The sequence below is a fragment of the Turicimonas muris genome (assembly GCF_002221595.1).
Taxonomy (GTDB): Bacteria; Pseudomonadota; Gammaproteobacteria; order Burkholderiales; family Burkholderiaceae_F; genus Turicimonas; species Turicimonas muris.
In genome coordinates this window covers 38653-62787 of record NZ_NHMP01000008.1, presented here as the reverse complement: position 1 = coordinate 62787, position 24135 = coordinate 38653, and the positions used below count along the sequence as shown (strand labels likewise).

Sequence of the window (24135 nt, the reverse complement as noted above, 5' to 3'; positions counted from 1 at the left end):
TAAATGGATTTCCAAACTTGGCTGAGTTTTGCCGGAGCAAGTTTCATATTAAGTCTTGCTCCGGGGCCGGACAATATTTTTGTCTTGATGCAGTCGGTCATTTACGGCAGATCCGCAGGGCTGAAGATTGTTTCGGGATTATGTACCGGACTCCTGGTTCATACTTTGTTAGTGGCTGTGGGAGTCTCGGCTCTTATTCGTGCTTCTGAGACCGCTTTCTTCTGTTTAAAGGCAACAGGAGCTCTTTATTTGGCCTATTTGGCTGTCATGGCTTGGAAAGCTCCGTCGACTCCAATGGCCGAAGAAAAAGGCGAAGTTAAAGAGGCGATGTCTTTCAGTAAATGGTGGTCCCGCGGTTTCATCATGAACCTGACTAATCCCAAGGTCATCATCTTTTTCTTGGCCTTCTTCCCCCAATTTTTGCTCCCCGGAGAGAACACCGAGGTTCAGATTTTGATGATGGGATTAACTTTTATCGTTGCCACGGTAATTGTGTTCGGTGCAATTGCGTGTTTTGCGGAATTCGTCAGAGAAAAGATTTCGTCTGCGCGTGTACAACAGATTATTAATCGTACAGGTGCAGTGATTTTCATGGGATTAGCCGTCAGTTTGGTGTTTTCCGTTTGATTTCGGTCAGGCAAAAACGAGCTGCCTCTCGATAAAGAGCAGATAGAAAAGAAGGAGGAATTTGCCTCCTCCCAATTACCACTTAACGCTGTTTGCTTACCACCGCAATCAAACTTTCTCTTTATTAATTTTCAACAGAACAAATCCTATAAAGACTCCTAAACAAGTTAGTGCACAGCCGCATAGGTAGACATAGGAATAAGACCCGTCAATGGCGAGCACTTTTATTAGCCACGGGCCAATAATGCCGGCGAGTGAAAAGCCGTAGAACATTAAGCCGTAGTTAGTGCTGTTGTGTTTTGTTCCAAAAACTGCGGCGGTAAATCCCGGATATATTCCCATGAGAGAACCGAACGCAAACCCAATGCAGGCGAAAGCGGCGTAGAAGAGGAATAGATGGTCTGCATCTGCAAAGACTAACAACGATAAACCGGCTGCTGCCCCGATGGCAGCCCCAATTAAGGTTGGCAGCTGACCGAATTTATCGGAAAGTACGCCTGTGACAAGTCGGGCAAATGTATTGACCAAAGCGATGAAAGCAACAGCACCGGCGGCTGCAGCTGCGGAATAGCCGATTTGAGTGCGGGCAATTACTGCGGCATGAGAAAGAATCATCATTCCGCTGACGCCGCAACAAAGAAGGAATGCAAACATCAGCCAAAACCTAGGCCTTTTGAGCATGGAGAGAGTATCTACGTCTAAGGATGCGAAGTTGTTGGTTGGTTTTGTCCAACCTTGCGGAACGAAGTCGGGCGGACATTTAATGCTCAATAATCCGCCTAAGACAATTACTGTCCCGAAAACAATTCCCAGAGATTCAAATGCAAACGAAATTCCGTTTGTAGCGATAAGGTACTGGCCGATAGGCGGCACAATCACGGAACATAGACCGTAGAAGCCGGTAGTTAAACCGCCCGCAAGACCGCGATGGTCCGGAAAGAATTTAATGGTGTTGTTAACGGCAGCGCCATAAGTGAAGCCAAGTCCCAAACCAAAAATTAATCCATATGAAATAAGGAAGGAAAGGAAAGTCCCGGATGCTCCGGAAAAAAACATCCCGGCTCCGATGAAAAGACCTCCTACAACAATCACGGCTTTTGGTCCCAGACGATCCACAAAATAACCGCCCAATATCATCGGGATTGGCGCAAGACCGTTGCAAACGCTAAAGGCTATTGCCAGATCTCCGGCGGTTATGAGAGAGCCAGTCAACTCTGAAAGTTGCTGAGCTTTCGGGCCGGCAAAGACGCTCCACGCATAAACCGAGCCGGTGCAAAGATTAATCAAACAGGCGATGGCCAATAAAGTCCAACGTTTATGAGTGAAGTTTTTCATTTTATTCTTCCTTCTTAGCAGAGATCTTCCATACGATTGTTTAGTTCTCTCCAGGTCTGAGCCTGACTGGTTAAGAAACCTTCAATGAGTTCGTCAAGTTTTTGTATAAGTCCCTGCGTATTATTTAGCATACGTTGAATTTCAGACTTTTGAGGGCCGCCCAAGGTTCTGCGAGATTCTACTATTTGAGTGGGATCTATAGCTGAAAAGAAGGCTGATTCTGTCAAAGGGAAAGGTCTCAGGCTAAGATTCTTTTGCTCAAAGAAGGCTTCCCATTGCTCTAAAACCTGTTCAAAATTTACGTTAAGAGGAGTCAGTCCTTCTTTCTTGGCAAAAGTAACAAAGAAGCTTGCAAAACCATGGCTGGTTCTGAAGTCCATTCCGTTTTTAGTGAGTTGATCGGCAATCTCTTGAGTACAGGACCAGTCCGAATTTATTTCGTTCAGAGCTCTTTCTTTGTTGATTCGGATCCCGGAAACTATAGTGGAAAAAGTTCGCAGGACTTGGAATGCGTCTCTGCATAGCTCTGCAATTAGTAAATCGTCGCGCATATCCGGCATTCCGGTTGAAAGATTCTGTGCTCTCAAGAGCCAGCTTTGAGTCTGCGCTGTAACAACTGCGGCGTCACGACGGCAATCGTTGACGTAGCCCGGATTGCGTTTCTGCGGCATTGCGCTGGAGATATATGTGCTGCCGTTTAAGCAAAGCAGTACCCACGGCGAAGCTTGACTGTATTGAACGGAAAAATCCGCTAGGAAAGAGTTGACGAGTGCCATCAATGAAGCGGTGCATTGAGACAATTCCAAAGGCAGCGTGTTTCCTGCAATCTGTCCGGCATCGAATGCGTTGACAGCGGGAGAGTCAAATCCTAAGAGTTCAGCCATGCGGTCTCGGTTCAAAGGCCAGCCTGAACCGTTCAGGACCCCTGATCCCATAGGACATATGTTGTACCGAGAGAGACACTGCTCCAGTCTTTCTGCCTCACGCAAGAAGGCACTGCAGAAGGCGAGAATGTAATGTGCATAGCGGTTTGGCAGGGCCTGGACGCCGTTTGTGTAAGCAGGAACTACGGTATCTTCTTCTCTTTTAGCAAGATCGTAAAGAGCAGAAACTACAAGGTGGATGCCATCCAATATTTTGATGATCCTTTCTTTGTTCAGACCTGCATTTACCGTGGCAAGAATATCTTGACTGGATCGGCCGATATGAATAACCGATGCGTTCATGCCGGCCCGATTGAGCATTTCCGGTTCAAAGGCAATATAGGTTTGGGCCGGGGCAATCTTACCCTCATGCTCATCTTTCTGCATGGAAAAGAGAGCTGTTGCCAGAGCTTGCGCTAATTCAGGGCTGAGAAGACCTTCTTCGAGGTTGCTCACCACGGAAGCCTGATTGATTCGATAGAGCCAGTCTGCGGTGGTTCCGACTTTAACTCGGGAGTCTTTGGCCTCTAAGTTGTCTTGTGGCCGAGTCATTTGAAATCCAAGCATTTGTTCTTGACCTCGCGGGGGCCCTTAGGCCCCGATGAAAAAACTAATTATTCTGAAAAAAGTTTAGAAACGGTGCATCAAACCGGCAATGAATTCTCTGGAGTGAATATTCTTTGTTTGCCAGTCAGCATGCTGCCAAAATGCTCCGGTGATGGCATAAATGCTTGTTCTCTTGGAAAGAGGATATACGTATCCTAATCCGCCGTTGATTCTGTTGAACTTGTTATTCGTTGTAGTATTTTGGTTCTCACCGAAGGAGTAGCCGACGGATACCTTAACTTGTCCGGCACCGAGTTTAAATTCCGTACCAGTGGAGAAAGCCCATGCTTTGAAACCATTATTTGTACCGACTTTACCTTTATTGCTCTGTTCAGCCAAAATCGGTGCAAATTCTTTAGTTGAGTAGCCGCCGATGTAAGCAATATTTTTCATATATTGAGCGGTACCGAAAAGCTTGAAGCTGTCAAATTTATAGTGACCGCCTAAGAGAACTTTGTAGGCATCTTTCAGTTTCCAGTTGCCTTCTTTAAGGGCTGCGCTTTGAACGTTGAGCCAGTCTCCGGCTAATGCAACAAAATACTTAGGCTGCGTGTAGGTGAAACCTAAAGCCATATAGCGGTTGGTTTTCGAGGTTCCTTCAGTTTCGCTGGAGGCTCCGTTAGCGTACTGATAATGGATTTCGAATCCTCCGAAGGACGGAGAACGGTAGTTGACCATATTGTCATGACGAGCTGACGCAAGCGTGCCGACGAACTTCCATCCGCCTGTCATGTTCCCCCAACCTGCGCCGAAAGGATTGACCCGAGAGTTAAAAAGGCCGGTAGTTCCGGAGCCGGTAAGCATGGCAGGCATACGGCCCATTTTTAAGGTTCCGTAAGTTTTAGAGGAGATGCCTAAGGAGGATTCTCTCTCAAAGGCTTTACCGGAAATATATTCTGCACCGTCGTCCGCAAGGAAGCCTTGTTCAAGATGGGCTATTACAGCAACATCCGGAGTTAAATCTTCGCGGATCTTGAGGCCCCATGTTGACACATTGCCTGTGCCTTCCATGTATCGAGTTGAAGCGCCGTTTCGAGCGACTTTACCGTCTGCATTCAAAATATTAGGTGCACGTTGTCCGACTGGGCCGGCCATTCCTAAGTTTGCATTCTCATGTAAAACAGTCACGCCTTGATCTAAGAAACCGAATAGTTCTACCTTGGATTCAGCGTGTGCAAGAGATGCAGCAGCAATGGCGACGGAGATAACTAGAAGTTTTTTCATTTTATTTTCCTTGAAAAGAGGTAAAAGGGTTGGCTGGAGTTAGATGACGACTAAGGATTTAAGCTTCTATTGAGTCTTGTTAGGTTTGGTGTAACTGAAAAAACCGGAAGGTTTTTCCGTTCATAAAAAGAAAGACCTTTATCGGTGCAGAAAGCAGTCGGCGTTCCTGAATGCAGGATTCCTCGACTTAAAAGAGTCCGGCCTTGAACGATAACAAATTCTGCTTTACCGGTCTGAGGATTGAAAATCGTAATATCCGCATCTGCACCAATCGACAGGTGACCTTTGTTTTCAAGATTCAGCATACGTGCCGGCATTAAGCAGGCTTTATGAACGAATTCCTGCATCGTGAATACACCCATGCGAACAAATTCAATGCCGGTTTTGAGTGTGACGTTACGAGGAATGCACCCGCCGTCAGTTGCTAATGCATCTACGGTGAATTCATTAGCGGGATATCTTCTCCCAGCGGCAGCCAGTAGGCGAGATGACAGAGGATTGATGTTGTCGAAGCTTCCTGAGACTTTGGAATCTTGTTCATCAAAGAATTCAACGCCTTCTTGCCCTTCGATCAAACAGGTTTCGTGATTGATGTCCTTCATGACGGCAAGAAAACCTTTGCGGATTGCGGCGCGTACGCCTTCTCTGTCTTCTGAAAAATTATTCTTTCTCAGACAATTCAGCACAATCTTGGACTTCGGAATTCCATTTTCATCACAAATCAGATTGGCTCCGTTTCTTGGAGAAAGATAACTCTCGCTGATGATTGCCGGGTTTTCTTGCAGGAGTTCTAAAGCTTCCATCGTTTCACTGGGAGGGCTGGCAAATGAGCCTCTGCAGTAAGCATTAATATGAGGAAGGTGAAGGAAGCCGCCTGCAGCAGCTGTTACAGCTTCGCGCATACCTTTCATGTCGGAGCCATTTTCCGTGGAGCCGGCATGCCATGCGATATAGATACCGTTGTCTTGGCAAAAACGCACCATCCGTTTTGAAGCTGCCGGAGTCAGGGGGAAATGACCGCCGAGTATCTTGACACCGTAGCTGCCGTTGCTAAGGGCGTTTTCAACGAACTGTCGGATCTCTTCCGTAGAAGGGTCGTTGTTGGCAATATTTGTTCCGGGAATGATGGCTTCCAGTGTGCCGTATGTGATTCCTGTTCCAAATTTAAGCGCTGTTTTTGCTATATCTTGAGAGGTCCCGCTCATGTCCAGGGCAGTTGTTACACCGGCTCGAGTCAGCATATTGAAGCCGCAGGAACTGATGCCTAAATGAACATGGGTATCGATAAGACCTGGGATAGCTGTAAGGAAGTTCCCCTCTATAACAGTACTGGCTTCTTCTTTATTTAGTCCTTGTGCAACGGCGGTGATTTTGCTGCCTTTGATGCCGATGTCAGACTGAACGTTGAACTTGTTCAAAGAGTCAACTGCTTGGACATCTTTTATAAGGAGGTCGAATCGTGTAGGCATAACATTTCCCCTGGTACTGTGCTAAACCATGATCAAAGCTGCGAAGACGAGAGCAACGAGCATTCCGACGCACATCCGTTTGGAGATTTCGACGGGGCTGACTTTGGCTATGCCTGCCACGATAATGATGCAGCCGGCAATTGGAGAAGCGGTACGGCCTAATTGACCGGCAATGGCGCAGAGAAGACCGAGAGTTTCAGGATTCATGCCGAAGGAAGCTGCGTGCGGAGTGACGGCTTGGTTGAATGCCCAGATTGCAGCTTCGCCGGAACCAGTTAATACGGCCAGCAGGAATGGACCGAAGGAGGCACCCCAGCGAGCAATGTCATTGGATTCTTTAAGGAGGTCAATAAAGGCGGGAACTAAACCAATCTTCTGCATGCCCAGCGCAAAGACGCCGGCTGCAATAATAAGACCGATAACAGAAGCGTAACCTGATCCCATGCCTTTGAAAAAACTTTTGATAAGTTCATTGGGATGACGGAAACTGATAATCGCGATGTAGGCGACGCCGAGCAACATAGAAGCAACAACGTCCAGAGAGCCTTTCGGCAGCCAAAGAGTACCGCAAATCAAGAGGACCATGGGCACTAAAGGAGCCGTGGCTTTTGCTAAATTGATCTTGAATTCGCCTTCTTTTTCTTCAGAAACAAATTCTGCCAGTTCTGCGGCTTCCGGTTTGTTGTCTTTAAAGAAGAAGATCATCACTAAGGTGCTGACGATTGCGGCAACCAACATTGTTGCGACGATGTAAATCGCGTTATTGGAGATGAATTCCATTACCGGAGTGTTGCCGAGTTTGGCGATGTAGATATCGTGAGCACAGCCTGGGTTCAGAAGTAAGCCCATCATTGTCCCGCCTCCGATAGCCGCTGCTGCGCCTGCAGGGCGGATCCCGGCTCGAATCATGATAGGAATGAAGGTTGCACCCACTGTGGCTGCTGTTCCGGCCGCACTCATAATGGCGATGTTAACGAGGAAGGTCGTAAACATGCCTGCAAAAATCAACAGACCGCCAATTTTTCGAAGAGGTGTTGCAAGTAAAGCTACTAAGTGCTGGTCGCATTTGGAATAGGTAACGGCAGCAGCAAAACCCATAGCCGCACAGATTGGAGGAACGAGATTTGGATTAACCATTCCTTTGACGAAACCTTTGAAGGCATCCATGGGTGAACCGGCTAACAAACACATGATTGCACCGGCTAAAAAGAGAGTCAGGCGAGCATCGCACTTTTTGACGATTGCGTAGATCGCCGCACAGATAATTAGGATAGAAACGAGGATTTGCCAGGACATTTTTGTTTTCCTTGGGATTTGAATTTCATTGGAATAACGAGATGTTGGTGGTTAGTCTATGGCTTTCTCTTATTGACGAAAAGAACAAAAAAACCGATTATTAATTGTCGGAATTGCAATTTATTTCGAGGGTTCTTTCGAATCTTTTCTTAAATGCCAGGAAAGTTCAAAGATCTTAGTTGCGGATTCTGCAATTAAAATTCTGCAAACGGCAATTAGAGATTGAAAAATGGACAGACGATTTGATCTTGAGGCGTGGAGGCACTTTGTATTAGTAGCAGAAAACGGAGGTCTTAACCTCGCTGCTAACGTTCACAATATTGAGCCGTCAACTTTGAGCCGAAGCATAAAAAGCTTGGAAGCTTCTTTGGGACGCCCGTTGTTTGTCCACGGCAAAAGGCCGTTGTCTCTGACCATTTTCGGACAAGAGGCCTTAAAAGAGGCTCAAAAACTTCTTGCTCAGCACCGCGTAATGCTTGAGACTTTACTAAGTAGTAAAGAAAAAATGGAAGGCGTTATCAGGCTGGCAATCCCCGGCGGGATCGGACCGGGAATGGTTACTCCTAGGATTCTAGAGTTCCAGCAGATTTACCCAAATGTTGAGTTCGATGTCGTACAACTGCATAAAGGGGCAGTATTAGATCAGACATTTTCTGATGGCGAAACTCTTCCTCATCTGACCGTAGGCTATAGCACTGGTGGTTCTCTTGCAGGTCTGGTTTATCGATATGTTGGGAAAATGGATTTTATTCCCTGCTGTTCTCCACGCTATTTGTCTCAGTACGGCAGCCCCCAAGATCCTGACGAATTGGTCAATCATAACGGGTTGATATTTAAGGGTTCTACCAGAAAACCTACAGAGTTTTTGGTTAAGAACGGTGTCCGTAAGTTAATGAGTTGGGACAAGATTTTTACTTTTGAAACTGTGGTGGACATGAAAAATGCTTGCCTTCTTGGTGGTGGTATTGCGGCCGATATTCCTCTAATCCATTGTATCGATGAGCTGGAAGCCGGGACGCTGAAAGTTGTTTTGAACGGATGGAGGAGACCTTCCTTGGGTTGCTATATCTTTTCTCCGGAACAGTTTTGGGAGTACGAAAGAGTTCGGGTTTTCGGAGAGTGGTTGGCACGTAGTCAAACAGAGGAAATTGCCAATCTGCATCGAAGATTTGATCAACTCGGCCAAGACAGCTGTGTTTAACAGCTGAGAAAGAATTTTCTGCTCTTCTTCAATGTTTTTCTGCCTATTTCACTCTCCTCTTCGACGGTTGCTCAGTTTATTCTCGGCACGATCTATCTCATGATAATAAGTGATTATCATGGACTGAACTTTGTCAGACGTCCGAGTTGGACCGTCTAAAACATCAGATTTGAAAGCTGTTATGCTTGAGTCGTTGGCGCTCTTTGATGGCAGCCTGTAAATTTAGTTTGGGAAACAAAATGTCGGATCAAGAAAGAAATTATAATGATCTTTTCGAGATAGCCATTATTAATAGCAAACCTTGTACAGGAGAGCTGTTCAATTGGGCTGCTTTCAAAGCAAGTGAAGTTAAAGAAAAGAAAGATCTTCCTCCATATTTGATTTTCGGACCTCTTGATGAGGGGACATTGGTAATCAATGAAGATGGTTGGTTCGCACAATGGAAGGATGCCGAGCAAAAAGCCAAGGTTACGGTGAACTGGAGAAAGGATACCAAAATGTATTCCGTTTCTCAGGTTTGGATGGGCATTGAGGGAAGTGCCGTTGAAGCTTCTGATGATCAACCTTTTCCTCAGGTTCTCGCAAGCCTTTATGAGGACGGTTTTCCAAAAGACTGGGAACAAAAAGCTAAAGAGTATTTCGAAAGCAAATACCGTATTTCCTGGTTAAACAGCCCCGATGATCTTCCTTGTACTTTCGGACTCCCAAACGGGACTTTCCGAGTGTTGGAATTTCCAATTCTTATCAAAAATATTAGAAACGCCCAGCATATTTTGATGCATCTGAGCGAAGAGCATCTGCCCTACGGATTCTTCGCCGTAGCACAGCTGACGGCTCAGAAAGTCTTCTATGAAGTGGGAAAGGCACCGGACTGGACTAATGATATCGGTTTGGTGTTGACGCAGTCGATTGGAGAGACCGGCTTAATTCCAACGGATATTCCGCAGCGCGAAAAGATCGATGAAAAAGATTACAACGTGCTGAGCAGACAGGTCGTTATGCTTCAGATTTCTATTCCGTTCGCAGGCCTATCTTTTATGCTTAAGAAGCTTGCCGAGACGCCCATGCCGATTGTTACAACGCAAGAAATGCCGCTCAGAAGGGAGCTTACACCGGTCATTCTTCCGGTCAATCTTGATGAAGTTACCGACAGTTTTACCGTCTCCGATCAAGAGCAGGGCATTAAGGTTGTGACCGGATTGATGAAGACTCAGCGTCCTTTCGCAGAACTTCTCGGGAAAGACAGCCAAAAACAGATCGAAGAATTGGAAAAATTCTCCGATGAAATGCTTGATAAACTCTCAGGCGATATTGAGGAGGAATCCAAGAAATAGGAACACAGAAAACGGGATAAACATTTCGTTATCCCGTTCCGACAGAAGGCGCTGCAGCAGCGCCGTTCTACTAATTTTTAATTGTTTTGATTTCCTTGGTTCTTTGTATAAGCTCTGACTTCAAAGCCCATCATCAAAGCTGCCCAACCATCGAAGATCAATTCGATAGCGACAAAGATACCGAAGATCCAAGGTGCGCTTTGCGGCCAGCCCCACCAGAGGCAGATGCCTAACAGGAAGGAAACGACAGCAGAGAAGAGCATCAAGCCCCAGCCTTTTGTATCGGTGTTGCTCAATGCAATCCAGCACTTAACAAGACCGACGGCGACAAAGTAAGAAGCCAAGAATAATGTCAATGTTTCTGCACCGAAAATCGGGTAGAACATCAAGATTAAACCGGTAACGGCGGTCAATAATGCAAGAATAATGGCAGCCGTTCTGGCCCCCCATCCCTGAGCTTTCCAAAAAAGTGCGAGACCGGTTGCACCGCTGACGAGAAGCATGGCGCCGACGAAAATCGTGACGCCTACGGAGAACGCAATCGGAGCAAATAAACCGATGGTACCAAGGACGATGGAGAAGATGCCCCAACCAATCATAGAACCGGAGCTGTTGCGAAGCGGCAGGAGCAATTCACGGACGATACGAGCATTGACGGGATCGCCGGGCATAGGATTTTGTTTGTTGTCTGACATGATTTTTTTTCCTCTTATTCGGATACCTCAATGATGAATTCATTGGAGGCGAGTAAGAGGAAAAACAAACCACTCTGAGTAAATGGACACTACATGATCGCCCAAATTATGATCGGATGCGCTTCTCGATACTTAAGCCAAGTGCCTTCAGAGACAAGTGCACTTCCATGACAAAAAAGATGGTCGAAGTGACAATGAAAATAACCGCGGTCAAAAGAATAGTGGACTTCCAGACCTCAAGTTTGAGGTTCAAAATGTTTTCCAGAATGGAGACTAGAACCAGAATTCCGCTGAAGGCTGCAGAAATTGTTACCGCCAGAATGGCATTCTTCAAAAGATGGCTGCGTTCGTAGATGAGGTTAATTGCTCTTTCTAAGTCGCTGTCTTTCCTAGGAAGAATTTTCTTTCTTTCCTTTAAAAGCTGTCTTACTCTGTCTGTTGTGTGGTTGTATCTCGCTGACATCGCTAACAGCAAAAGGCCTACACCCGAAATTAGAGTAATAGGAGTCAAGGCATTCGATAAAGTTGCTGCGTAAGTTACCATGATTCACTCCTTATTGCGGTCTGTCGTGATGATGAACGGATACACCGAGAGCACGTACGGAAATCTGCACTTCGCTTACGTAAATGCAACTCGACAGTACGATGAAAATCACGGAAGCTAACAGCATGGCCGATTTCCAGACAGAGAGGTCTAGATTAAACAGATGCTCAATCGTAATGAAAAGAACCTGCAGACTGCTGAAAGCTGCTGAAAGCGCAACGGTCAGTACGCCGTTTTTTAAAAGTTTTGCACGGCGGTAAATCAGGCGAATGGAATTTTCTAATTCCTCATCCACTTCATCAGGAGAATCTGAACGTTCAGCCATCAATTGACGAATGCGGGTGGTGGCATGTCCGTAACGTGCAGACATGGAAACAAGCAAAAGCCCCACGCCGGAAATCAGGGTGATGGGAGCTAATGCATCGGCTAATGTTGTTGAAAATTCGACCATCGGGAGAAGAAGTTTTGTTCTTAAAATCTCTATTCTAATTCGATGGACCTTGGATTTATGCAGTATTGGCTTCGGAGAAAAAAGAGGATAAAACTTTGCTTACTTCTCATTTTGAGGGCCAGAGTCTGAGATAGATAGCACGTTAACTGATAATTTATGGCCTAGAGTTGGCCTTTTGGTTCTTTCTTTTAAGAAGGCTGCCTTATATCCAAGAAAGAACTCATCCGATACAATGTATTTGGCTTGTTTCTAGAGGGAGTTGATAAAGTGGATTTGACTGGGCAATTTTTAATTGCAGCACCGTCTATGCAGGATCCTAGATTCCAGGAAACTTTGATCTATATGATCGAACACGGCAAGGACGGAGCAACCGGTATTGTGGTTAACCGACCAATCGGAATGACTCTACAAAGTCTTTTTACTCAGTACTCTTTTCCTCGTAAAGTTGAGGAAATGCCGGTATTTTGGGGCGGCCCTGTAGCTCCTCACCAAGGGATTTTTCTTCATCCTGACGAAAAATTGTGGATGAGATCGATGAGATCAGGACCGGGGGTAGTAACAACCGTGTCAGTTGATATTTTTGACGATATCCTCAAAGGCACCGGGCCTTCTAATTTTTTGTGCGCCGTCGGTTACGCAGGATGGGCCGTAGGTCAGTTGGAAGATGAATTGGGCCGAGAAGATTGGTTAGTTGCACCTTTCAATAAAGAGATACTCTTTGAGATGCCTTATCAGATGAAATATGACGCCGCATTGGCAGAATTGGGAATTGATGTGAATCAATTCAAATCAATGGAAGGTATCGTCGGCCATGCTTAAAGAGAATTCATCTCTTCCTCGGAAAGTCGTCGAAAAACTATCGGAAGACAGCATTATTTTGGCTTTCGACTATGGATTAGCCCGAATAGGGGTCGCAATCGGCAACACGGTTGTCAAGGACAGTCGCCCTCTAACCATTATTCATTGGAAGAAAAACCAAGAAAAGTGGAAGCAAATTACGCAGATCATGGAGGATTGGAAGCCGGCGTTGGTGGTCGTCGGTGTCCCTCGCCATAAGGACGGCGCACCTAACTCAATGACCCCTGTCTGTGAAAACTTTGCTAATCAAATCAACGGCCGGTTCAATGTGTATGTAGCAAGAGTGGATGAACGCTTTTCCTCAGTTGAGGTAGAAGAGGGCTCAGATGACTACATTGACGATCTGGCAGCTCAGGTCATTCTGGAACAGTGGTTCAGAGAAAATTTTATCGATAACGTAAATTAAAAAAATCATGAGAATCTTGGTTGGTGTTTTCCGTATGGTTTCGCTTCTTACCTATTCTCTGTGGGTTTTGTTTGTCGCTTATACAAAATTCCAGAGGGTGGATAAGAAAGAACAAGGCCGGATGATTAAAGAATACAACTGCCGCATTTTGGCGATGGCAGGCGTAAAAACGGCTTATACCGGCAGTCTTCCGAAAAGTATGCTGGAGTATGGCTTAACCGAGGAAGCCCCGGGAGAAATTATTGTCTCTAACCATATTTCCTGGGTCGATATCTTCTCGTTGGATTCTGCCGTTGCAAGCCGTTTTGTGGCCAAAGCTGAAATTGCCAACTGGCCGATATTCGGAAAGATTGCTCAGGCGATCGGAACACTCTTTATTAATCGTTCCTCTAAGAGAGCGATTCTTCAGATTAATACGGACATTCAAGAAGCTTTGCAAAGGAAAGAAGTCGTAGCTCTTTTTGCTGAGGGAACGACCACATTCGGAAACTCTTTGCTTCCCCTGAAATCCAATTTCTTGGCTCCTGCGGTCAAAGCAGGTGCAGTTGTGCAGCCAATGGTTCTGGTTTATACAAGTGAAGGTGTTCCGACAACTAGAGTGGCCTTCTGCGGAGATGTGACCCTTATGGGATCTCTTTGGAACGTTGTTACGACAAAAGATCTTGTTGCAACAGCCCATTTTTTAAAGCCGATTGACACTAAAGGCCTTGATCGTCATCAGGTGGGAAAAATTTGCGAGGAAAGAATGCGCGAAGAGCTTAGACGTGTTTGGGGCGAGCGTTTCTTAGAACATGACCCCAACGAGGCGAATGCCCTTTCCAAAGCAATAAGCCATTCTTAGAAAACTTCTAACCTATGACCTAGGGCCTAAAGAGTTTAAAATCTGACAAACCTTTGTTAACCCAAAATTAAAGACAATGAAACCTGTAAGAAAAGCGATTTTCCCCGTTGCTGGTCTCGGCACTAGATTCCTTCCTGCGACCAAGGCTATGCCGAAAGAAATGCTTCCCGTAGTGGATAAGCCCCTTATTCAATACGCCGTTGAGGAAGCTGCTAAGGCAGGCATCACCGATATGATCTTTATTACCGGCCGTCATAAACGTGCTATTGAAGATCACTTCGACAGCGCTCCTGAATTAGAAAGAGATTTGGAAGTTAAAGGTAAGACAGCGCTTCTCAAGACTCTAAGAGATATTGTTCCCTCCGGAATTAATTTCATCTTTATCCGTCAGCCGGAACCTCTTGGTCTCGGCCATGCAGTGCTTTGCGGTGAGCCGGTAATCGGTAACGAACCGTTTGCTGTCATTCTTGCCGATGACTTGATTGATTCTAAGAAGCCGGTTATTGAGCAGTTAATGAAGACTCGTGAAGATAAGGGCGGCGGCAGCGTTTTGGCCGTTCAAGTCGTTCCTCGTGAAAAAACTAAGGATTACGGTATCGTGAAGGTAGCCGAAAAGGGCGACGTGACTAAAGTTGAGTCCATCATCGAAAAACCGGATCCAGATAAAGCCCCGTCCACCTTGGCTGTTATCGGCAGATATATTCTTGAACCGGAAATCTTTGACAGTCTCAAGAAAATTCCTAAGGGAGCAGGCGGTGAAATTCAATTAACTGACGCAATTGCCAGAGAATTGGAAAAGAAGAACACCTATGTTTGTTCTTACGAAGGTGAAAGATTTGACTGTGGCTCCAAGCAAGGATTTTTGAATGCCACAGTTCACTTCGCAAGAAAAGACGGCTATAAGATCGCGTAAGAAATCTTGAGAAAAAGAAAGCGGCACGCTCGATTATGCCCGGCACGCCGCTTTTTCTTTGGTCTCGGCCAATGGATCTTGAGATATATAAGCTCGTCTACTTTGCTTCCGCGGAAGTCTGACGAACTTTCTTTAATAACTTTGTGGTGCTTCTGTCATGTTCAAAGGCGACCGTTACAACCTCTCCGCCGTAAGAATGGACAATTTCAGCTTCGGGAAGATCTTCAATCTTATAGTCGCCACCTTTTACATAAATGTCTGGTTTGGCCTGACGAACAGCTTCCAGCGGAACTTTATCCGGGAATATAACCACTAAATCAACACTTTCGAGGGCGGCAAGAACAGCAGCTCGATCTGCTTCCGTATTAATTGGTCTGTCGTCTCCCTTGCCAAGCATTTTGACGGATTTGTCGCTGTTGACCGCAACCACAAGGCTTTTTCCTAATGATTTAGCTTGGGCAAGATAAGTAACATGGCCTCGGTGCAGGATGTCGAAAACGCCGTTGGTAAGAACGACGGGTTTAGGAAGCTTGCCTACCGCTTCAGCCAAGTTTTCCATCATCGTAATTTTTTGTTCAAAGCTTGGGGGAGGAAGGTGAGTGGTCATAATTGTTCAGCGGCCTCTAAAAGATTTTTAGCGGTTTGGGTGCAGCAATCCTGCTTGTCAAAAGGTTTAAAGCCGTCGCTTTGCACTAAGATGCGTGTCGGTATGTCTGCGCGCATCGCGGCGGTCATGTCGCTGTTTTTGTCTCCGATAAAGATGCTCTGAGTCATGTTGATGTTGAGATCTTCTTGAGCTGCCAGAAGCATACCGGGCGCCGGCTTTCGGCAGCTGCACTCTTGCAGATAAGGAGCAAAAGCCTTTTCCGGATGGTGAGGACAAAAATAAACTGCCAGTAAGGGAGTGTTTTGCTTAGCTAATACCCCTTCAAGCCAGCAGCATAATTTTTTGAATTCAAAAACGGTATATTTCCCTCGTCCGATACCGCTTTGATTGGTAATGAGCACGGGTGCATATCCTTTTTCGACTAACACCCGAATGCCCTCTAATGCGCCTTCAACAAAATCAAAATGCTCTTTTTTGCTGACATAGGCGTAATCAATGTTGATTACACCGTCCCGATCAAGAAATGCAGCTTTGATCGGGGCTGGCGCTTTTCTGGAGAATAGAAATTTATAAACCATCGGCCGTTTATGGATACTTCTTAAGAAGCTCAAGCATATAGGCTTTTGTGCCTTCTTGAACGGTCTTAAAGGGCTTGTCATAGCCTGCGGCTCTCAAATGAGTTAAATCGGCTTGAGTAAAGGCCTGATATTTCCCGACAAGAGCTTGAGGGAACGGAATGTATTCGATGAAGTCATGGGCGACAGCATCTTCTAAGGTTAAGGCCTCTTTGCCTTCTTGTTCTCTCAAAGTATTGACGACGGTCAATGCAACGTCATTGAAAGGTTGAGCATGTCCCGTTCCGCAGTTGTAAATGCCGGTGATGGATTTGTCTAAGCAGAACATATTGACGTCTATGACGTCGTCAATATAGACGAAGTCGCGTTTCTGGTCGCCGTTGGCATAGCCGAGACAGCCTTCGAACAGTTTGACTTTACCGTCCTTTCTGAATTGGTGGTATTGATGGAAAGCAACGGAAGCCATACGGCCTTTGTGCTGTTCCATACGGCCGTATACATTGAAGTAACGAAGACCTGCAACCGGGGCTGTTAGGCCTTTCTGCATTTCTCTGCGAAGAACTTGGTCGAAGAGGTACTTGGAGTAGCCGTAAACGTTTAGCGGTTTTTCATAGGCTACATCTTCTACGAACACGGACGATGCACCATAAGTTGCAGCCGAAGAAGCATAGAAGAACGGGATCTTCTTAGCCTGACACCAGTTAAACAATTCCAAGGTGTAGCGGTAATTATTTTCCATCATGTAATGGCCGTCTAACTCCATGGTATCGGAGCAGGCGCCTTGGTGGAAAATGGCTTCAGGAGCGGTGATTTCGCCTTTTTTGACCAAGTCAATAAAGACTCTCTTGTCCAAATAGTCGGCGATTACGGTATCGGCTAAGTTAGTGAACTTGTCGGACTTAGTCAGGTTGTCTACGGCAAGAATATCGGTAATGCCGCGCTGGTTGAGTCCTCGGACAATGTTGGCGCCGATAAAACCGGCTGCCCCTGTAACAATAAAACTCATGATTAATTCCTTTAGTTAATTATTGTTTGCCAAATAATTCTTCGAAGGTGACGGTAGCAGTTCCTAATTTTCCAACAACAATACTGCCGGCTCTGTTGGAAACGGTGACTGCAGTGCGCCAGTCGTACCCGGCGGCAAGCATCACGCCGAGAACTGAAATAACGGTATCGCCTGCACCTGATACATCAAAAACTTCCCTAGCCTGGGCCGGAACGCTCCAGCTGCCGTCTTCGTCAAAGAGCGTCATTCCTTCTTCACTTCTAGTCAGCAGAAGTTTTTCGAGTTTGAGTTCTTCTCTCAAGTTTTGAGCTCGGTTTTGCAAGTCTTCTTCATCACGCCATTGTCCGACAACCTGGGCAAGTTCACTTCTGTTAGGAGTGATGCAGGTTGCATATTTGTAGCACGAGTAATCATCGCCTTTCGGATCAATGAGAATTGGTTTTCCGAAGGTTCTTCCTTGAGCAATGATTTTTGCGATTCTGTCGAGGCCGCCTTTCCCGTAGTCAGACAAGATAACGGCGTCATGATCCGGAAGCAGAGAAGCGAAACGAGACTCGTGCATGTCGAGAGCTAATCCCTGAACCTGTGACTCGAAATCAGTCCGCAGCATCTGTTGATTTCGGGCGAGGATTCTGAGCTTCACCGTGGTTGTAGTGTTGGGATCTTTATAGAGACACGGACGGACGTTGCTTTTTTCCAAAAGCTCCATCAATACGTTGCCCGCTTCATCATCTCCGATGACGGCTAATAAGGAAGTAAGCGAACCGAGGCTGGCCGAGTTTCTTGCTACGTTAGCCGCACCGCCGAGACGATCTTCTCTTCTTGTTACCTTAACAACGGGAACGGGGGCTTCAGGAGAGATGCGGGATGCATCTCCGAACCAATAACGGTCCAACATTGCATCTCCAACCACAAGGATGGATGCCGCTTCGATTGCTTTCTTATTAATATTTTCTAATTCCATATTTTCGGACCTTCTAAGTTGGATTGATTTTACGCTTACACGCTCCAACACAAAAATAAGATAGTTTTTTTCGCCCGAGAAAAATGTCACAGAATTTTGTGATTTTTAACATAATTTCAGCAAACCGCCTCCTTCTTTGGGCTCTTCTCGAGCTAAATGTTTCTAAATTGTCTGCAAATCATTAAAATGACGCGAAGTAAGTATTAGGAGGACGGGTTGATGACAGTGATCTCACAATCCATATTTAAGGCCTACGATATTCGAGGCATTGTTGATAAAACTTTAACTGAGGATGTTTGTTTTTTAGTTGGCCAAGCCCTCGGAACAAAAGCAAGAGAAAAGGGGGTCAGCCACATTTGCGTAGGAAGAGACGGACGCTTGAGCGGGCCTAGACTTCAATGTGCTTTGATGCGCGGCATTCGAGAAGCGGGCATTGGTGTCTATGATATCGGCGCAGTTCCTACACCCGTCCTTTATTTCAGTACGGTCTATTTAAAAACAGGAAGCGGCGTTGCTGTTACCGGCAGCCACAATCCTCCCGACTATAACGGACTGAAGATGATGCTAGCCGGCGAAACTTTGTACGGAGAAACTATTCAGGATCTCTACAAGGCTATTGTGGCAGACATACTCTATACAGCAGAAGAAAAAGGAAGCTACGAAAAAGTCGACGTGCTCCCGGCCTACATGAAGTCCATCACCGATGATGTGAAGTTCTCCCGTCCTATTAAAATAGTCATTGACGCAGGCAACGGCATTGCCGGCCCGACTGCGGCAGCTTTATTCAAAACACTGGGTGCGGAAGTTGAAGAGCTCTACACCAATGTTGACGGCAATTTCCCTAACCACCATCCGGATCCTTCCAAACCGGCTAATTTGCAAGATTTGATCAAGGCTCTTAAAGAAGGCGACTCCGAAGTTGGTTTGGCTTTTGACGGCGACGGCGATCGTCTGGGCGTGGTAACTAAAGACGGCGAAATTATTTATCCGGATCGTCAGGCAATGCTTTTTGCAGGCGATATTCTCTCCAAGCGTCCGGGTGCCACTATTGTTTACGACGTCAAGTGCACAAGAAACATCAAGCCGTTCGTTGAGTCCAGAGGCGGTAAAGCCGTGATGTCCCGCACCGGACACTCCTTGATTAAAGCAAAGATGAAAGAGGTCAATGCGGATTTCGCCGGTGAAATGAGCGGACATATTTTCTTCCATGATCGTTGGCCCGGATTTGATGACGGAGTCTATGCCGGTACCCGCATGATTGAAATTCTGACTCGCTTTGCCGATGCAAATGAGCCGCTGAAGAATCTGCCTAATGCTGTTAGCACACCGGAATTACAGATTCCGACAGCTGAAGGAGAAAATTTCGAATTGGTCGAAAAAATTAAGCAAAATGCTAAGTTTGAGGATGCCAAAGATATCATTACCATCGACGGCATCAGAGTTGAGTGGGATGATGGATTTGCCTTAGCCCGTCCTTCTAATACCACTCCCGTCGTTGTTTTGCGCTTTGAAGCAGACAGCGAAGACGCCCTTAAGAGAATCCAGCAGAGATTTAAAGACGAGATTTTGAGAGTAGAACCGAATGCCAGAATTCCTTTCTAAGACCCAGGCCGGATTGGCCGAAATTTCAGCTTACAGTGACGAATACGAGAAAAATCCTCCCAAGCTTCTCGGCGGCGACCATACGTTGGAAGCCTGCGGGGTAAAGGTCGACATTTCCCGCCAGCGCTTAAATGAAGAAGAATTAAAGCATTTATACCGTATTGCGGAAGACGTTCATCTGGTTGAGCGTCATCGCAATATGATGCAAGGTAAGCAAGTTAATTCTTCAGAAAAACGCGCCGCTCTCCATACTCTTCTAAGAGATCCGGAGTCTTCTCTGCCGCAGGCTGAAGCCGTCCGCAAGAATCTTGATGAGATGCGCAAATTCGCTTATGAAATCCGTCAAGGTTTATGGAGAGGCACTACAGGACAAAGAATTACCGATGTCATTAATGTCGGTATCGGCGGGTCCTTCGCAGGGCCACACTTTGTCTACGATGCCTGCCAGGACATGAACACTTCCTCAATTGCTGTTCATTGGGTAAGTAACGTTGACGGCTGGGTGCTGGTCAATCTTCTCTCTAAGCTGTCAGCCAGCACTACTTTGGTTATTGTTTCCAGTAAGAGTTTCGGTACGGCTGAAACTTTGCTGAACGCTGAAACCATCCGCAACTGGTTTATTCAGCAGGGTATTGAAGGGGAAGAACTTTGCAAGCACTTTGTGGTTGTCTCTTCCAATGAAAAAGCCGGAGAAAAAATCGGGGTGCCTTGCGCAAGACGTTTCCCTATCTGGGATTGGGTCGGCGGACGCTTCTCTGTTTGGAGCGCAACAGGCCTGCCGCTGATGATTGCTTTAGGTCCGACACACTTTGATGAATTCCTTCGCGGTGCGCATCAAATGGATATGCATTCCATTGAAAGCGAACCTGAAAAGAACCTGCCTTTAACTTTGGCTTTACTCAGTATCTGGAACTCTATTGCGTTAAATGCCGGGACCTTATGCTTCCTTCCTTATGAGCACCGTCTGCGCCACATGATTCAATGGCTTCAGCAGCTCCAGATGGAAAGTTTGGGCAAGAGCCGTCTAACAAACGGAGAACTGACCTTTTTCCCTACAGGCCGTATTGTTTGGGGCGGTTTAGGCAATGATGCCCAGCACACATTCTTCCAATGTCTGAGACAGGGCGTTGCCAGAACGGCTATCGACATTCTTTGGGCGGACAGACCTGCTCACAGCCTTACCGTTCATCATGACTTTCTTTTGGCTAATGCCAAGGCTCAGGCCAATGTTTTAGTGACCGAAGACGATGATTCTTTGGCCATGAACACGGTCAACGTCATTCGAGTTAGGGACATCAGCCCATACTCCTTAGGAGCTTTAATGGCTATGTACGAACACAAGACTACGATGCTCGGCAACTTGTTCGGCATCAATCCGTTCGATCAGCCCGGAGTCGAGTTGGGTAAACGGCTTGCCCGCGACATCATGAACGAAGAGCAGTAAGCGTAATATTGATGCATTCTCGTTTAAAAAGGCGGGAGTGCATTTTTTTTACAAAAGGCGTCCCTTGAATATATTGATCGTAAAGACCTCCTCAATGGGAGACGTAGTCCATGCTCTTCCCGTATTGGCGGATATCCGAAAAAATATCCGCGGAGTGAGGATAGATTGGCTTGTAGAAGAGCCGTTTGCAGATATTGTCCGTCATACGCCCCTTGTCGATGAGACCATTATTTGCAACGTGAGGAAATGGAGAAGGTCTATTTTCTCCAAACAAACTCGAGAAGAAATCCAAGCCTTAAAAAAGAGACTTCAGGAAAAGAAATATGATCTTGTCATTGATCTGCAAGGTTTAATCAAAAGTGCGGCAGTTGGAAAACTCGCGAAGTCTCCGATAGCTGGGTACGATAGAGCCTCGATTAAGGAACCGGTCGCTTCTTGGATGTACGATAAGACTTACCCGGTTTCCAAGAAGCTCTCGGCCGTTGAAAGATGCCGGCAGTTAACTGCTCAAGCCCTTGATTATGTTCTGCCGGATACGGCACCGGTTTTCGATTTCTTATTCTCATCAGAGAAGGTTGAAAACAAGCAGGCGATTTTCTTTGTGAATACGAGCCGCAAAACGAAGCTTTGGCCCGAAAACTACTGGATTGAACTCGGAAGACTGCTGACCGATGAGGGATGGAAGGTTTTTTTTGCTTGGGCAAGCCCTGAAGAAAAAGAACGCGTAGAAAAAATTAAAAATGCAATCGGTCAGGATGCATTTGTTCTTGCTCGGATGAAAATTGGAGAGTTAATGAAATTTACGGCAACCTGCGAGCTTGTGGTCGGGGTAGATACCGGAATGACTCATCTGGGATCCGCAATGGGGCTTCCTACAGTCGGCATTTTCAGAGACTATCCGATCGAGTTAGTGCCTTTGATGGGCGAGGGTAAAAAATGTGCTTTGGGCGGTGTGGACGCCTGTCCTGAAGTTAAAGAAGTCTATGACGCTGTTAAAGAGGTTCTCTCATGAATCCGATAAGGCCTATCTACAGCAGCCTTTTGTACGCTGCTTGTCCATTGGCGATGTTATATCTTCTTAAGAGGGCAAGAAAACAGCCGGAATATAAGCAGCATTGGTCAGAAAGATTTGGATTGGCTTCTTATCCCAAACCAAAGAGTTTGCGTGTGAGAATTATGATCCACGCAGTATCGGTCGGAGAAACAAGAGCTACGGAAACTCTTGTGGAAGCCATTTTAAAGAAATGGCCGCAAGTCGATATTATCTATACGCACATGACGCCTACCGGCCGAGAAGTCGGAGAGAAGATTGCCCGCCGCTATGGAGACAGAATCACTCAAAGTTATTTGCCGTATGACACCCCGTTTGCAGTGAAAAGATTCCTTCAGCAAGTTAGGCCCTCTCTTATCATCATGATAGAGACCGAAGTCTGGCCTAATTTGACTTTTTATGCAAAGAAAAAAGGCATTCCTTTAATTTTAGCCAACGCACGGCTTTCGGAAAGATCGCTGAAAAAGGGAAAGAAGGTTCGTGCCTTAATTAAGCCGGCCATGCAGCGCTTAGATATTACGCTGGCTCAGTCCGAAGCCGATGCTGAGCGTCTTAGAGAAGCCGGCTGCGATCCTGTCGTGGTTCTCGGCAATTTAAAGTTTGATTTCACGCCTAATCTTCCTCAGCTTCGAACTGCAATCGAGCTGCGTAAGCTTTTGCAAAGGCCACTGGTTTTATTTGCCAGTACCAGGGAAGGGGAAGAGGAAAGGTTTGTGAAGCTTATAGAAAAACAGGAAAAAGACGGCTCAGGTCCTAAACCCTTGTGGTTAATCGTTCCGCGGCATCCCCAGAGGTTCGAGCAGGTCAGAAAACTCATTGAAGATCATGGACTAACGGTTGCAAAGAGAAGTAATCTCCGTGATTGGAGGACGGTTTTCGGTGCAAATGGTCCGCAAGTTATCCTTGGAGACAGCATGGGCGAGATGAATTTCTACTATGCACTGGCCGATGTTGCCGTAATGGGGGGCAGTTTCGGACCATATGGGTCTCAAAGCGTTATCGAACCGTGCGGCATTGGGGTGCCTCTTATTGTGGGTCCGAGCATATTTAATTTCCAGACAGCCATTGAAGAAGGGAAAAACGAGGGTGCGCTTCTTCAGGTCAAAGATGAAGACGACGCCATGAGGGCTGTTGAAGAGTTATTAGAAGACAAGGCAAAACGAGAAGCCTTGTCTAAACAAGCACTTTTATTTTCTGAAAAGAAAAGAGGCGCTACTAAGAAAACGATGGCAGTTATTGACGAAATTTTAAGCGGAGGTGAAGGAGATGAAGAGTAAGTGCCCGAATGTAGTATCAATAGCAGGAGTTGATCCCTCGGGAGGTGCTGGGATTTTGGCTGATATTAAAACTATCAGTGCGCAGAGAGCTTATGCCTGCGGAGTTGTTACGGCTCTGACTGCACAAAACACCGTTGGTGTAACGGCGGTATTTCCTATTCCGGTGGACATGGTTGCAAAACAGATTGATACTCTCTTTGAAGATGTTGCAATCGATTCCGTCAAAATTGGAATGCTTTTCGATTCTGAGCTTATTAAAACCGTAGCCGAAGGCTTAGAAAAATGGAATCCTCATTACATTGTTCTAGATCCGGTGATGGTTGCTAAGAGCGGAGATCCTTTACTTCAGCAAGAAGCCATTGCGGCTTTGCGCGAATATCTCCTTCCGATTTCTACAGTGATCACTCCTAATCTGCCTGAAGCTCAGATTTTGTTGGGCTGGAAAGGAGAAATAGATTCCGATGAAAAGATGGAAGAAGCCTGCCGCTTATTGTGGAAACTGAAAGGCTCTCACGGCTACGTTTTCTTGAAAGGAGGGCACCGTGAGAATACCAAGACAGCTGAAGACTTCTTATTTGACGGTAAAAAGTTCACTAAGTTTTCTTCCAAACGGATTGCCACAAAGAATACTCATGGCACCGGCTGTGCTTTGTCATCGGCTATCGCGGCTCTTCTTCCTCAAACGAAGACCGTAAAAACCGCAATGAAAAAAGCTAAAAAATTTATGGATAAAGCCATTGAAGGATCTGATGATCTAGAGGTCGGCCACGGTCACGGTCCGATTAAACACTTTTATAAGTACTGGAAATAGATAGAAGGTTACATAAATTTACACTTACAAAATTAGAAGAATCAAAAAAGGCTTGCATAAATAAAAGTGTTCCTG

Annotated in this window: 24 protein-coding genes; 12 read left to right on the top strand and 12 right to left on the bottom strand. The window is 46.1% G+C overall.

Annotated elements, in window-relative coordinates:
• Positions 1-3: 3 nt before the first annotated feature.
• Positions 4-627, top strand: a complete 624-nt coding sequence (locus ADH67_RS10825; RefSeq protein ID WP_066594133.1) for a LysE family translocator — start codon at positions 4-6, stop codon at positions 625-627.
• A gap of 108 nt (positions 628-735) precedes the next feature.
• Here the strand turns inward: ADH67_RS10825 and ADH67_RS10820 are convergent, their stop codons facing one another.
• The 5 genes from ADH67_RS10820 to dcuC all read right to left on the bottom strand — a co-directional run bounded on the left by ADH67_RS10820 (position 736) and on the right by dcuC (position 7480).
• Positions 736-1962 carry an L-lactate MFS transporter gene (locus ADH67_RS10820; RefSeq protein ID WP_066594131.1) on the bottom strand — a complete coding sequence of 409 codons (1227 nt, stop codon included), beginning with the start codon at positions 1960-1962 and terminating at the stop codon, positions 736-738.
• 14 nt (positions 1963-1976) lie between these two features.
• A complete protein-coding gene (locus ADH67_RS10815; RefSeq protein WP_158212641.1) occupies positions 1977-3437 on the bottom strand; it encodes a lyase family protein in 1461 nt (486 codons plus the stop codon).
• A 78-nt stretch (positions 3438-3515) separates the two neighbouring features.
• A complete protein-coding gene (locus ADH67_RS10810) occupies positions 3516-4715 on the bottom strand; it encodes a porin (RefSeq protein WP_066594123.1) in 1200 nt (399 codons plus the stop codon).
• 50 nt (positions 4716-4765) lie between these two features.
• Complete coding sequence (locus tag ADH67_RS10805; protein WP_066594122.1) at positions 4766-6184, bottom strand: amidohydrolase family protein; 1419 nt, start codon at positions 6182-6184, stop codon at positions 4766-4768.
• A gap of 21 nt (positions 6185-6205) precedes the next feature.
• Positions 6206-7480 (bottom strand): C4-dicarboxylate transporter DcuC, encoded by a 1275-nt coding sequence (dcuC, locus tag ADH67_RS10800; protein ID WP_066594121.1) that lies wholly within the window; start codon positions 7478-7480, stop codon positions 6206-6208.
• 229 nt (positions 7481-7709) lie between these two features.
• On the opposite strand from dcuC, the gene ADH67_RS10795 reads away from it, so the two are divergent.
• Both ADH67_RS10795 and ADH67_RS10790 read left to right on the top strand, forming a co-directional pair.
• Positions 7710-8681 (top strand): LysR family transcriptional regulator, encoded by a 972-nt coding sequence (locus ADH67_RS10795; protein WP_066594120.1) that lies wholly within the window; start codon positions 7710-7712, stop codon positions 8679-8681.
• A gap of 239 nt (positions 8682-8920) precedes the next feature.
• The gene (locus tag ADH67_RS10790) at positions 8921-10015 is read left to right on the top strand and encodes a hypothetical protein (protein WP_236578563.1); all 1095 of its coding nucleotides are present in this window, start codon (positions 8921-8923) and stop codon (positions 10013-10015) included.
• Between the two features lie 77 nt (positions 10016-10092).
• On the opposite strand, the gene ADH67_RS10785 is transcribed toward ADH67_RS10790, so the two are convergent.
• From ADH67_RS10785 to ADH67_RS10775, 3 genes are all read right to left on the bottom strand, one after another.
• Entirely contained in the window at positions 10093-10710 is a 618-nt protein-coding gene (locus ADH67_RS10785; protein ID WP_236578562.1) for an HdeD family acid-resistance protein, read from the bottom strand.
• A gap of 106 nt (positions 10711-10816) precedes the next feature.
• On the bottom strand, positions 10817-11254 hold the full coding sequence (locus tag ADH67_RS10780) for a DUF2721 domain-containing protein (RefSeq protein WP_066594117.1): 438 nt from the start codon (positions 11252-11254) through the stop codon (positions 10817-10819).
• Between the two features lie 10 nt (positions 11255-11264).
• Complete coding sequence (locus ADH67_RS10775; protein WP_066594112.1) at positions 11265-11705, bottom strand: DUF2721 domain-containing protein; 441 nt, start codon at positions 11703-11705, stop codon at positions 11265-11267.
• Between the two features lie 267 nt (positions 11706-11972).
• Between ADH67_RS10775 and ADH67_RS10770 the strand changes: the two genes are divergently transcribed.
• The 4 genes from ADH67_RS10770 to galU all read left to right on the top strand — a co-directional run bounded on the left by ADH67_RS10770 (position 11973) and on the right by galU (position 14723).
• A complete protein-coding gene (locus ADH67_RS10770) occupies positions 11973-12524 on the top strand; it encodes a YqgE/AlgH family protein (protein WP_084081523.1) in 552 nt (183 codons plus the stop codon).
• Positions 12517-12969, top strand: a complete 453-nt coding sequence (gene ruvX, locus ADH67_RS10765; RefSeq protein WP_084081522.1) for a Holliday junction resolvase RuvX — start codon at positions 12517-12519, stop codon at positions 12967-12969. Before ADH67_RS10770 ends, ruvX begins: the two co-directional genes overlap by 8 nt.
• Positions 12970-12976: 7 nt before the next feature.
• The gene (locus ADH67_RS10760; RefSeq protein ID WP_066594110.1) at positions 12977-13810 is read left to right on the top strand and encodes a lysophospholipid acyltransferase family protein; all 834 of its coding nucleotides are present in this window, start codon (positions 12977-12979) and stop codon (positions 13808-13810) included.
• 76 nt (positions 13811-13886) lie between these two features.
• On the top strand, positions 13887-14723 hold the full coding sequence (gene galU, locus ADH67_RS10755) for a UTP--glucose-1-phosphate uridylyltransferase GalU (protein WP_066594108.1): 837 nt from the start codon (positions 13887-13889) through the stop codon (positions 14721-14723).
• Positions 14724-14820: 97 nt separating this feature from the next.
• Here galU and rfaE2 read toward each other — a convergent pair whose 3' ends face one another.
• The 4 genes from rfaE2 to rfaE1 are packed head-to-tail and all read right to left on the bottom strand — an operon-like array spanning position 14821 to position 17875.
• Complete coding sequence (gene rfaE2 / locus ADH67_RS10750) at positions 14821-15330, bottom strand: D-glycero-beta-D-manno-heptose 1-phosphate adenylyltransferase (RefSeq protein ID WP_066594106.1); 510 nt, start codon at positions 15328-15330, stop codon at positions 14821-14823.
• Complete coding sequence (gene gmhB, locus ADH67_RS10745; RefSeq protein WP_066594104.1) at positions 15327-15908, bottom strand: D-glycero-beta-D-manno-heptose 1,7-bisphosphate 7-phosphatase; 582 nt, start codon at positions 15906-15908, stop codon at positions 15327-15329. Before gmhB ends, rfaE2 begins: the two co-directional genes overlap by 4 nt.
• Positions 15909-15915: 7 nt before the next feature.
• Positions 15916-16911, bottom strand: coding sequence for an ADP-glyceromanno-heptose 6-epimerase (rfaD, locus tag ADH67_RS10740; protein WP_066594102.1), 996 nt, complete (start codon positions 16909-16911; stop codon positions 15916-15918).
• Positions 16912-16930: 19 nt separating this feature from the next.
• Positions 16931-17875, bottom strand: coding sequence for a D-glycero-beta-D-manno-heptose-7-phosphate kinase (gene rfaE1, locus ADH67_RS10735; protein ID WP_066594101.1), 945 nt, complete (start codon positions 17873-17875; stop codon positions 16931-16933).
• A gap of 219 nt (positions 17876-18094) precedes the next feature.
• On the opposite strand from rfaE1, the gene ADH67_RS10730 reads away from it, so the two are divergent.
• From ADH67_RS10730 to thiD, 5 genes are read left to right on the top strand one after another with little or no spacing between them, the layout of a single operon-like run.
• Positions 18095-19477, top strand: a complete 1383-nt coding sequence (locus ADH67_RS10730; protein WP_066594100.1) for a phosphomannomutase/phosphoglucomutase — start codon at positions 18095-18097, stop codon at positions 19475-19477.
• Positions 19458-20921 (top strand): glucose-6-phosphate isomerase, encoded by a 1464-nt coding sequence (gene pgi / locus ADH67_RS10725; protein WP_084081521.1) that lies wholly within the window; start codon positions 19458-19460, stop codon positions 20919-20921. Before ADH67_RS10730 ends, pgi begins: the two co-directional genes overlap by 20 nt.
• A gap of 37 nt (positions 20922-20958) precedes the next feature.
• Entirely contained in the window at positions 20959-21933 is a 975-nt protein-coding gene (gene waaC / locus ADH67_RS10720) for a lipopolysaccharide heptosyltransferase I (protein WP_255202350.1), read from the top strand.
• Positions 21930-23249 carry a 3-deoxy-D-manno-octulosonic acid transferase gene (locus tag ADH67_RS10715; protein WP_066594098.1) on the top strand — a complete coding sequence of 440 codons (1320 nt, stop codon included), beginning with the start codon at positions 21930-21932 and terminating at the stop codon, positions 23247-23249. The genes waaC and ADH67_RS10715 overlap by 4 nt, the downstream gene beginning before the upstream one ends.
• A complete protein-coding gene (thiD, locus tag ADH67_RS10710; RefSeq protein ID WP_066594096.1) occupies positions 23239-24060 on the top strand; it encodes a bifunctional hydroxymethylpyrimidine kinase/phosphomethylpyrimidine kinase in 822 nt (273 codons plus the stop codon). The genes ADH67_RS10715 and thiD overlap by 11 nt, the downstream gene beginning before the upstream one ends.
• Positions 24061-24135: the final 75 nt, after the last annotated feature.